The following is a 7883-nucleotide window of genomic DNA, read 5'->3' as shown; positions in this document are numbered from 1 at the left end:
GAACTACAGTGYCCTATTCGCGCTCCACATGTTTTTCTGGAAAATTGGCGAAATAGAGGTCTGTAGTTCCTCCCGCAGATGGAATATGTGCCTTTTTAGTGAAATAGCGGACTGTAGTTCATTAGCCGTGCGTGAGAACTATTAACAGCGCGTTTGGAGTGGCGGGAGAGAAAGACCTCCGCGGCATAAATATTTTACATACATAAAACAGAAGTGAGCGGACATACTATCTCTGACGGTGAAAGCAGAGAGGTGTCGTGTCAAAGACAATTTACATTTACACCAAGGGAAGCTGTTGTTGAATCCGTATGGAAGCGAGGAGATGTGCCGCAGAAATCATTAATGTAGTCAGGTACTGCAATAGTGTTGATGAGGTAGAGACCGAGCTGAGTAAGGTTCAAAGCATAGTACCATAAATCTATTCACCGTCAATGAGGACTCCGAAAGGGGTCCTTATTTATTTGTCATTAAATAATGAATCCCCCGAGAGCCCGATGAAGGGCACGGGGGATTCTTTGATTCCATACTTCCAATAGTCATTGCTTCGCAAATACATCTAACAGCAGCTCATCCTTAACAGGATCCTGCATATCCCAGGCTGTCGCAAAACGCACCTGATGCGAGACACCGATAATCTCGTATTTGTGGACGAGATGCTGGCGGGCGGAGCCGATGATCAGGGAGTGCAGCCGCAGCTGCTTTTTCTGACCCAGCAGCGCAAGCTGCTGCTGGGTTGCTTTGGAGATTTGGCCAACGCCATCGGTAACCATCACGAAATCGGCATCGTGAAACTGCGGCTGATGCGAAACGATGTCCATGCCTCTGCCCAGCGGGGCGTCGAAGTTCGTACCGCCGCCGAAGGCAAGCTGCGCAAGGCCGTAGAAGCGATCCCAGTCGGGACGCTTATKGGACAAGATGTGCTCGACTAGCTCGCCTTTGGCGCCGAACAGCAGCAGGACGAAGTCCCGCCGCTCAAGAAGCGCGAAGGAGGCGAAGGTCGCGGTAAACAGCTGGGCAAGCCTGAGCTTGTTGCCGCGCATCGAATGCGACGTGTCGAGCATACAGATCACGGGCCCTTTTTGCGGTTCTGGCGAAGAACCGCTGTAGTTGTAAGTCATGAGCTTATTTTCCATCCATTTGACGAGAAAATAAGGCTCAAAATCTTCGTCCGCGAGCAAACTGGCTTCGCTGGGGAGCAAATGCGCGATGTCTCCGGAGTACCGCAAATCATCGTAGGATTCAGGTACGAACGGCGAGCGCTGCTTCTTCCGCGCAACCCGCAGGTGATGGATGTTGCGGCCCACCTCCTGCAAGAAAGCCACCAAATCCTTGCTGCGCTTCAGTTTGTCAATCCACTGCATGTAGTGCTCGAACGTCTGCCTCCGCAGTTTCCCCAGCTCGCTGCCCCAGCGCCGGTTCGCAAGCCGCTGACTCGCCTGCACGAGCTCGTGCACATTAAAGCTGTCCGCCTCTTCGAGGGACAACGTCTCCTTCAAAGATCGCCCGAGCCAGTCGCCTAGCTCGGACTCCAGCTCTTGCATCGCGGCGAGGTCGCGGGCGCTCATGCGGTCCAGCTGTCGCTTGCGGCGCTCGAGTTCTTCTTCCGCCTTGCGCAGCTTCGCTTTCAGCTTGTCGCGTTTCATGAACTCCGTACGCAGCTCGCCTTGCAGTTCTAGAATTCGCTGCTTCAGCGCGCGTATCTCATCAGCGACTAGCGGCCGCGAATCGGAGGCCTCTTGTTTGTCCTCTACAGCGCGTTTTCCTTGCTGCAGCGTATAACCAACTAACCTCAGCTTCTCAATTTGCTTATCAGTGAGCCGCTCGCTGACGCTTTTGTCCTCTTGACCGCTCATCTGCTGCTTTTTCTCTAGTCCGATGCCTACTTGCTGCTGTTCCTTTTGCCTTTTTTTCACTTCTTTCTCGTACGATTCCGTTAGCCACATGAGCGCTTTGAGCGCTGTTTTGAAAGAAGCGTTCACTTGTCCGATTGTTCGTGGATGAATGGAGACATAGAAGTATTGTTTGGTCAAGGTTAGCACCATCCATCGATGGAAAGGTGTTTCCTCGGAGGCGGCATCGATCTCGGGTTTCGTTAAATAAAAGCACATGAAGAAATCGGCAAACAGCTCAAGCGTAAACCAAGGAGCTTGCCGCACCGCTTCGCGCATCCACTCTTGAGCGACGCGCGAAGAATGAACGTAACCTTCGAACACATACCGATCGACCCGTGTGCAGCGTATGATCATAGAGTAACCTCTTAAAGGGTATAGTCGTACACGATTCCCGGAATTTCACGGTCAAACAATGTGCGATATAAACCTTGAATGGATTGTAAAATGCGTTCACCCTGGATGCGCAGGTGAGTGAATTTAACGGCATACTGCTCGGGATGCTGCAAGAAAATGGACTGTGAAGCGATCCATTCAGGCAGTTTCTTTTCTTTCTCCTGCCAGGAGACGAGCCTGCCGCGCAAACTGCGTGCCGTGTCCTCAAGTTCGGTGCGACACTCTTCCAAGCTGCCTTTCAGACGTTCAGCAGCGTCTTTGGATAAGGAGCCGCCGATTTCTTTTTTAAATTGGAAGGCATGGAGTTCATCTACCTTGTCCAACCATTTTTTAACTGTCATGTTGTACTGCTGTAGAGGAAGCTCTTGTTCCATCTCGCGTTTAAGCATGTCCTGAAATAACGTATCAAAAACAGCTTTAACTTCAGTTAAATCTTCTGGGAAATCCCAAAGCATATGAGGAGTGAGGATGGTATCCCAAACGCCAACTGCGCTGCGCCCGTGAATAGCGGCTGAAATTTTCCAAGTGTGCCCAATTTTATTCCAGCGCCGATCGGAGAGCACATATTCTTTCTCTTGAAGGGCTGTTTTCAATTGGAAGAGCATGTAAATCAAAGCATCTGGCAATTCTACGTCCATTGCTTGTGATCTCAATTGGTTAATGTTCTCTGTTGAAAGCAGATGGGGAAGGGGCGATCTTGGCGCTTGAAACATGAGCTCGAAGCTGGAAATTTGCTTGACATATTCGACCTCAAACCGGAACAGAAAGCGATCGTAAAGAGCAGCTAGCTGCTCGTTATCTTCAGGCAATTCATTGGAGGCTGCCATTAGAAATAAGAGAGGTGACGGCTGCTTCAAACGTCCATTGAAGAAAACGCGCTCATTTAATATCGATAAAAGTGAGTTAAGAATCGCACTGTTTGCTTTGAATATTTCATCAAGGAAGGCGAAACGTGCGCTAGGCAGATATCCTTCCGTGAGGCGACTGTACTCATCTTGTTTTAATTTCTGCAGGGAGACTGGGCCGAATAGCTCGTCTGGTGTCGTGAAGCGAGTCAATAAATAGTCGTAATAGGGTTCATTACCGAATAACTCTGCTGTAGCTCGAGCCATCTGCGATTTCGCCGAACCGGGAGGTCCGACCAAAAGGACATGTTCACCGCTCATGATGGCAAGGAGCAAGACTCGAATGAGCTCTTCCCGCTCCATGAACCTTTTTTCGAGATGCCCCATAGCTTCTCTTAACTTGTTCTGTATGACGATGGGATCTTTCATCATGGTTGTCCCCCTTGGCGTATACTTCAGCATTATTGTATCAAACTGCGCTGCAAACATCGAATTTTCAGAGTGTCCGTCTACGGAGTCAAACAGCGTAGTCTGCTCATTATTCTGCTTTGAATTTGCAGTTCCTTCTTGCGAATGAGAAAATAAGAGTAAATGTGGAAAAAGGAGTGATTTTATGCGAATTGGTGTCATTTCTGATACGCATCTATCCGCGAGGGTCCCAAAGCTGCCAGATACTTTGGTGGCGGGCCTAAATGGGGTTGATCTGATTCTGCATGCAGGAGATTGGGTGAGTGAGCATGTGGTCGATCTTGTTGAACAAATTGCTCCATGTGAAGCTGTGGCTGGGAATAATGACGGTCATGAAATCATAGAACGGTTTGGTTTGAAAAAAATCGTGAACGCCGGGAAGTATCGAATCGGTCTGATTCATGGTGACGGCTTCCGTAAAACGACAGAGGAAAGAGCCCGGGAAGCATTCATGGAAGAGCAGCCGGATATTATCATTTTCGGGCATTCTCATGTTCCTTTTAGTCAAACCATTGACGGGATACTGATGTTCAACCCAGGCTCGCCAACGGATAAAAGAAGACAACCTCAATATTCCTATGGCATTATCGAATTAGGCGATAGTATCCGGGTTCAGCATTATTTCTATGAGAGCAAAGCTTAGTCTTTGGCAATGTCCAACAGCACGAAATCACATTCTTGGGATGTCGAGAGTGTTTTTCGTGCTGGTTAGATGTATCTACTAAAAAAATCAGGTTTTGATTTCATTCAGCCTGTTAAGCGCATCTTTGGCAATGCTATAAGTAGGGGAAAGTTCATAAGCCTTTTCATAGGCGTTTATCGCCGCTTGGTTATTTCCTAATTTTTCCCAGCATAGACCTAGATAATAATAGGCGTGAAAGCTGCCTGTGCCTCGTAAGCTTAGATGTTGATCTGTCGTTTCCCCCAATAGAGCGCAATGCCGAAAAACGTCAATTGCCGCAGCATACCACTCCTTCAAATAGCAGATAACACCTTTATAGAAATGAAGATCGACATAATCGGGATATAAAGCAATAGCTTTCTCGATACCGGGCCAAGCGCCATCGATGCTTCCCGTGTTAAAGAGGATGGCATACTTCAGTTTATACAGCATAGAAGGAGGCATTTTACCTGCTTGAATGAAGCGAACAATGGATAGATTGACATACTCAAATGCTTTGTCATACTGGTGAACTCGATAGTACTCGCTGGCTATGTGGTATTCAATCCATGGGTTAGAACTAGCTGCGGAGGTACTTGCTTCCTGCTGTAGTAGGGTCATGTTGCGAGCAAACTTGTTTTTCTGAATCGTAATTGGCTCCATATATCCACGGTGAAATAATTTTAATGGGATAGTTTCCACCATTTCTGAAGTGTCGCGATCGTAGAAAATGTCGTCGATATTCAGTGTTTCATGAATGGCATATTTGAACTTCAAACCGATATGGTTGCGGAAAAAACGAGGATGAGCAATATGAAATGCTTCGTCTTCATTTGGTGATTCGCCAATATAATTAACTAAATGGAGGGATAGGATGGAGGCTTGTGTCTCCTGCAACACCTTATGCAATTCGAAATCACCTAGAGGTGCCAGCTCCTCATCGGCATCCAGATAAAGAATCCAATCGGATTTGGCATGCTTAAGCCCATAATTTCTGGCATCGGCAAAACCTTATGGCCATAGATATGCGTATACCTTCAATTAAATGAAAGAAGGGATGATCACATGCAGCCATGTCCGCTTTGTCAAGCAAATGAAAGCATGCTTTTCCATTCGTACGATAAATTTACACTTGTGATGTGTAAGTCCTGCCATCTTATTTATCAGCTGCAAGTCGACAATGTTGAGATCATCTCCTTGTTTTCCAGAGAGGAGCCAACTAGGCTTGAATATGATTTGCGCATCCATCCGGTTGCAGTTCCCGATATGACTGAGAGGGATAAAACGAAGATGTTGGTTGGACTGCAGTCAGGCTGGCATGGGCATGAAATATTTTGTGTAGCGGGGGCAAGCCATGAGTAAATTGACACTTTCTATGGTTGTAAAAAATGAAGGACACCGTTACTTGCGTCAGGCTTTGCTGAAGCATCGAGCCTGGATTGATGAAGCGGTCATCATTGATGATGGAAGCACAGACGATACTTCAGAGATTTGTGAAGAACTTCTATCCGGTATCCCGCTACAGCTGATTCGCAATCCTGAATCACGTTTTGCCAATGAAGTGCAGCTAAGAAAACAGCAATGGGAAGCGACAGTGCAGACGAATCCAGAATGGATTCTGAATTTGGATGGGGATGAGCTATTGGAGGACCAATTTGCCGATCAAGTGGGCGATTTGCTAAACAACTGTGAGCAGGATGCCATCTATTTTCGGCTGTACGATATGTGGAGCGAAACCAGCTATCGGGATGATGCTTATTGGAGTGCCCATCATTACTATCGTCCTTTTCTGATCAGGTATAAACCGGATTTTCCATATCTCTGGAAAGAGACGCCTCAGCACTGCGGCCGCTTCCCGGCTACGATCAACCATTTTTCCTACCTATGCCACTCTGCCAGAATCAAGCATTACGGCTGGGCCAAACCAGAAGACAGGAAAGAGAAATATGAGCGTTACATGCGGCTTGATCCGAATGCCCAATATGGTTGGAAAGAGCAGTATGATTCCATTCTAGATGAACATCCCAACCTTGTGACTTGGGAGGAATAGCCAATTGATAACGATAAGCTTATGTATGATTGTCAAAAATGAGGAGCCGTCACTTCACCGCTGTCTTCAGTCTGTTAGAGAGGTAGCGGATGAAATCATTATCTTGGACACAGGTTCTACGGATCAGACCAAGGAGATAGCTTCCTCTTTTACAGAATTGATCTATGATTTGACTTGGCAAGATCATTTCGCTGAGGCCAGGAACTTTGCCTTTTCGAAAGCGACGAAGGACTATCTTTTATGGCTGGATGCAGATGATGAGCTAGAAGAAGAAGACCGGCTGAAATTCATAGCGCTTAAAGCTTCGATAGATCCGTCCGTCGACAGCGTGATGATGCCGTATCACCTTGCTTTTGACGCGGATAACAAAGTAATTACGAGTCTTAAACGCAACCGTTTAGTTAGGCGAGCATGCGGATTCCGTTGGGAGGGACCCGTCCACGAAGTACTGATTGTCAGCGGGCATGTGATTCACTCTGACATAGCCATTACACACAAGAAGGATAAGGAGTATACCGACCGGAACTTGCGGATCTATCAACAGCGCGAGTCTGCGGATGAAATCTTTTCTCCACGTGATCTGTATTATTTTGCAAACGAGCTTAAAGATCATGGTCTTGATGAAAAAGCAGTTACGTATTACGAGCGTTTTCTGGCTACAAAACAGGGATGGCGCGAGGATTGTTTTGCCGCTTGCCTGAAGATGGGGGATTGCTACGGTAAACTATCGAATCGGCAGATGCAGCTGAAAACTTGGTTTAGAACCTTACTATATGGGAAGCCAAGGGCGGAGATGTGCTGTCGGGTGGGCAACTTCTTCTTCGAAGACAATCGGCTGGAGCTTGCGATCTATTGGTTTCAGAAAGCAACCACCTTAGGAGAGCCAACTGACTATGCGGRTATGGTTGATCATGGGGCTTGGACGTGGGTGCCGCACCTGCATCTCTGTTTGTGCTACGACAGAATGGGGCAGAAGCAGAAAGCGGAGCTGCATAATGAGATTGCATCCGTCTACAATCCGACTCATCCCAGCATTATGCATAATAAAGCGTATTTTGCTAATCTCCGCCGAGAGGAGAAGGCACTTTGAGTCCAAAAAAGCGTGTGCTGATTGGAAGCCCCATTCGTCAAGTACCTGATATTCTTGCTCCTTTTCTCACCTCACTTGCCGAGCTTGAACGTAACAACTTCACGGTAAGTTATTTATTCGTCGATAATAACGAGGTAGAAGCTTCACAGCAATTATTGTGTGATTTTCAAGCGAAATATGGTAGGACAGTCATCCACAATGAGGAGAAACATCCCGAAACATATAATAAGGATGAATTCACGCATTATTGGCCGGAAGAAGCAATTTGGAAAGTAGCCATAATGAAGGATGCTATCCTTTCTTATGCTTTGGAAAACAGATTCGATTACGTATTTCTGATTGATTCCGATCTCATTTTACACCCCCATACTCTTGAGCAGCTTGTTTCGGCGGACAAAGCCATTATCTCCAACATTTTTTGGACGAAGTGGCAGCCGGATACGATGGAAATGCCTCAAGTTTGGCTGAGTGACCAGTATACGCT

8 protein-coding genes and 1 pseudogene are annotated in these 7883 nt (G+C 47.0%); 5 read left to right on the top strand and 4 right to left on the bottom strand.

Translation table 11 applies throughout. The annotated features are described in order from the left end of the window. Positions 1 to 536: 536 nt before the first annotated feature. Positions 537 to 2246, bottom strand: a complete 1710-nt coding sequence (locus AC1DUA_RS14440) for a vWA domain-containing protein (protein WP_477500428.1) — start codon at positions 2244 to 2246, stop codon at positions 537 to 539. Between the two features lie 11 nt (positions 2247 to 2257). Next, positions 2258 to 3559: an AAA family ATPase gene (locus AC1DUA_RS14435; protein WP_477500430.1), complete on the bottom strand. Its 1302-nt coding sequence runs from the start codon at positions 3557 to 3559 to the stop codon at positions 2258 to 2260. Positions 3560 to 3743: 184 nt separating this feature from the next. Between AC1DUA_RS14435 and AC1DUA_RS14430 the strand changes: the two genes are divergently transcribed. Beyond that, positions 3744 to 4241 carry a metallophosphoesterase family protein gene (locus AC1DUA_RS14430; protein WP_477500427.1) on the top strand — a complete coding sequence of 166 codons (498 nt, stop codon included), beginning with the start codon at positions 3744 to 3746 and terminating at the stop codon, positions 4239 to 4241. Between the two features lie 87 nt (positions 4242 to 4328). On the opposite strand, the gene AC1DUA_RS14425 is transcribed toward AC1DUA_RS14430, so the two are convergent. Next, positions 4329 to 4712 (bottom strand): tetratricopeptide repeat protein, encoded by a 384-nt coding sequence (locus tag AC1DUA_RS14425; protein ID WP_477500429.1) that lies wholly within the window; start codon positions 4710 to 4712, stop codon positions 4329 to 4331. 372 nt (positions 4713 to 5084) lie between these two features. Continuing rightward, a pseudogene (locus AC1DUA_RS14420) lies at positions 5085 to 5258 on the bottom strand (glycosyltransferase); the annotation flags it as partial. A 66-nt stretch (positions 5259 to 5324) separates the two neighbouring features. Here AC1DUA_RS14420 and AC1DUA_RS14415 point away from each other — a divergent pair. The 4 genes from AC1DUA_RS14415 to AC1DUA_RS14400 all read left to right on the top strand — a co-directional run. Continuing rightward, the gene (locus AC1DUA_RS14415; RefSeq protein ID WP_477500426.1) at positions 5325 to 5621 is read left to right on the top strand and encodes a hypothetical protein; all 297 of its coding nucleotides are present in this window, start codon (positions 5325 to 5327) and stop codon (positions 5619 to 5621) included. Further along, entirely contained in the window at positions 5614 to 6309 is a 696-nt protein-coding gene (locus AC1DUA_RS14410; RefSeq protein WP_477500425.1) for a glycosyltransferase, read from the top strand. Before AC1DUA_RS14415 ends, AC1DUA_RS14410 begins: the two co-directional genes overlap by 8 nt. A gap of 4 nt (positions 6310 to 6313) precedes the next feature. Further along, positions 6314 to 7399: a glycosyltransferase gene (locus AC1DUA_RS14405; RefSeq protein WP_477500424.1), complete on the top strand. Its 1086-nt coding sequence runs from the start codon at positions 6314 to 6316 to the stop codon at positions 7397 to 7399. After that, positions 7396 to 7883: glycosyltransferase family 2 protein (locus tag AC1DUA_RS14400; protein WP_477500423.1), on the top strand; the 488-nt coding region annotated here is incomplete at its 3' end. The genes AC1DUA_RS14405 and AC1DUA_RS14400, both read left to right, overlap by 4 nt.

It is taken from the genome of Paenibacillus sp. 01T422 (assembly GCF_056398785.1).
The sequence above is the reverse complement of the archived record's forward strand: the minus strand, read 5'-3'. Positions and strand labels throughout refer to the sequence as shown.